The organism is Streptomyces sp. T39 (assembly GCF_008042045.1).
GTDB lineage: Bacteria > Actinomycetota > Actinomycetes > Streptomycetales > Streptomycetaceae > Streptomyces.
Genome location: NZ_RDBP01000194.1, coordinates 1 through 2,303, shown reverse-complemented (window position 1 = coordinate 2,303; position 2,303 = coordinate 1). Strand labels below are relative to the sequence as shown.

Annotated in this window: 2 protein-coding genes and 1 pseudogene; 1 reads left to right on the top strand and 2 read right to left on the bottom strand. The window is 74.1% G+C overall.

The features are described from left to right. Together EAO77_RS40840 and EAO77_RS36800 are read right to left on the bottom strand one after the other, a co-directional pair. Positions 1–154, bottom strand: a pseudogene (locus EAO77_RS40840) (sensor histidine kinase); the annotation flags it as partial. Further along, a complete protein-coding gene (locus EAO77_RS36800; RefSeq protein WP_261994323.1) occupies positions 151–567 on the bottom strand; it encodes a nitroreductase family deazaflavin-dependent oxidoreductase in 417 nt (138 codons plus the stop codon). The gene EAO77_RS36800 and the pseudogene EAO77_RS40840, both read right to left, overlap by 4 nt. Positions 568–1,149: 582 nt before the next feature. On the opposite strand from EAO77_RS36800, the gene EAO77_RS36795 reads away from it, so the two are divergent. Beyond that, entirely contained in the window at positions 1,150–1,905 is a 756-nt protein-coding gene (locus tag EAO77_RS36795) for a TetR/AcrR family transcriptional regulator (protein WP_147992621.1), read from the top strand. Positions 1,906–2,303 lie beyond the last annotated feature (398 nt).

Sequence of the window (2,303 nt, the reverse complement as noted above, 5' to 3'; positions counted from 1 at the left end):
CCACCCAGGCCGTCACCACGATCTCCTGGCCCCACGGCGCGGCCCGGTCCCCCGCCGGCGGCAGCCAGCGGAAGAGCCAGTGCGCGACGAGCAGATGCCCTGCCCACAGCAGACCGACCGCCCACCAGGCGGCACGGCGGCGGCCGGCGGTCAGCCGGTGAGGGTGATGCGGAAGACGGGGTGGTCGGGCGCGGCGGCCAGCAGTTCGTCGTCCGACGAGGCCGCCGTCACGCCCCGGAAGTACTGGTTGACCTCCCAGCCCCACTTCTCCAGGTAGGCGCGCAGCACCGCCGGCTTCTCCGCATCCGCGATCTCCGTCGCGGTGAACGTCTTCACCTTCCGGCCGACCCGGAGTTCGCCGCCGCCCGCGGCACGCATGTTGCGCACCCACTGGGAGTGGCCACGGGCGGAGACCAGATACCGGGTGCCCTCGTGGACGTGCTGGTTCACGGGGACGCGCTGCATGGTGCCGCTCTTCCGGCCGCGGACCGACATCTCCGCCGTGCCGAGCAGACTGACGCCGTGGCGGGCCAGCCGGCCGACGAGCCGGTTGAAGCGGAGGCTGATCGCGCCGCTCCGGCGGTAGTACGGGGTTCCCGGTGTGGGTGCCGGAGCCGGTGCGGGTGTGCGGGCGGGTGTGGGTGCCGACGCCGACGCCGACGTCTGCGTCTGCGCCGACGCAGGCGCGGGGGTGGGCTGCGGCGTGTGCTGGGTCTGCGGCATCTGAAGTCCCTCGTCGGTCGGCGTGGTCCAGGAGTTCGAGAGCACTGCTCTCTCTTGAGAGCAGTGTGCACGGATCGGCGCTACGAAGCAAGAGCGGTGCTCTCGTAATGGTTCGCTGCTCCGGCCTTGGTGGGTCCGGCGCGACCGCGCTCGGCCTCGGGGCCGGGTCGCCTGGCGTCGGGTAGGCCGCTTCGGCGTGGCGGAGCCCCGCTCTCGTCATCGAGCGGTGCACGCCAGCCCGGGCAGGGCTCTTGCTTCCGAGTGGTGCTCGCCTTGTGGGGCACCGCTCTTGAGATGGGGCACTGCTCCTGCCAAGGGGCACTGCTCTTGCCAGTGGGCACCGATCTCAGAATGGCGCATCGCTCTTGTGATGGTGCGGCGCTCACGTCGCAGTGCGATGATCCGCACCGTGACAGACTGATCCGCATGACAAGCGTGCGTGGGGCCAGGGAACGGGCCCGGATCGAAGTCACCGCGGCCATCAAGGAAGAGGCTCGCCGCCACCTTGCCGCCGAGGGTGCCGCCAAACTGTCCCTGCGGGCCGTGGCCCGCGAGCTCGGCATGGTCTCCTCCGCGCTCTACCGCTACTTCCCGAGCCGCGACGAGCTGCTCACGGCCCTGATCATCGACGCCTACGACGCCGTGGGAGCCGCAGCCGAGGCGGCGGCCGCCCGCCCCGCGAGCGCCGCCGCCACCGGCCGGGAGGAGCCCGTCCCGCACGGCGCCCACTTCCTGCGCTGGTCGGCCGTCTGCGGCGCCGTCCGCACCTGGGCCCTCGCCCACCCCCACGAGTACGCCCTGATCTACGGCTCCCCCGTGCCCGGCTACAGCGCCCCCACGGACACCGTGGGCCCGGCCTCCCGCGTCGGTCTCGTCCTCGTCGGCATCGCCCGCGACGCCTACCTCGGGGAGGGGCTGGCCGTCCCGGCGCTGAGCGGCCCCATGACCGCCGAGGCCAGGCGCATCGCCGACGACGTCGCACCCGATCTGCCGCCGCCGGTGGTCGCCGCGCTCGTCGCCGCGTGGGCGCAGCTCTTCGGTCTGCTCTCGTTCGAGCTGTTCGGCCAGTTCGACCGGGTCGTCGAGGAGCGCGAGGCGTTCTTCAGGCACGCGGCCGACCGCCTCGCCGTCGAGGTGGGCCTGCGCCCGCCGCCCGGTGGAGGCTCCCGCCCCCGGGGGTGACGCTCCCGCCCAGGCGGGAGCGTGTGCACGCGGGGGAACGCCTCCGCCCGAGGCGACGCCCCCGGCCGGGACGCCTCCCGGCTGAGGCGACGCCCCGGGCCGGGACGCCCCCGCCCGAGGCGACGCCCCGGGCCGAAGCCCATCCCGCCCGGAACCCACACCGCCGAAGCCCGCAGTGCCCGAAGCCCGCAGTGTCCGAAGCCCGCAGCGCCCGGAACCCACGCCGCCCGGAACCCACCCCGCCGAAGCCCGCAGTGCCCGGAACCCACACCGGGAACCCCGTACTACCGCCGGAGCGGCGCGATCAGCCTCCGCTTCAACCGGCTCGTCGGCCGGCTGGCCCGCCACGGCGTCAGTCTGCTCGGCACGGCGGAGATGTCGGTCCGCGGCCGGAAGAG

Coding starts and splice junctions, on each gene's coding strand:
- EAO77_RS36795 (WP_147992621.1), top strand. CDS start 1,150: ATGACAAGCGTGCGTGGGGCCAGGGAACGGGCCCGGATCGAAGTCACC.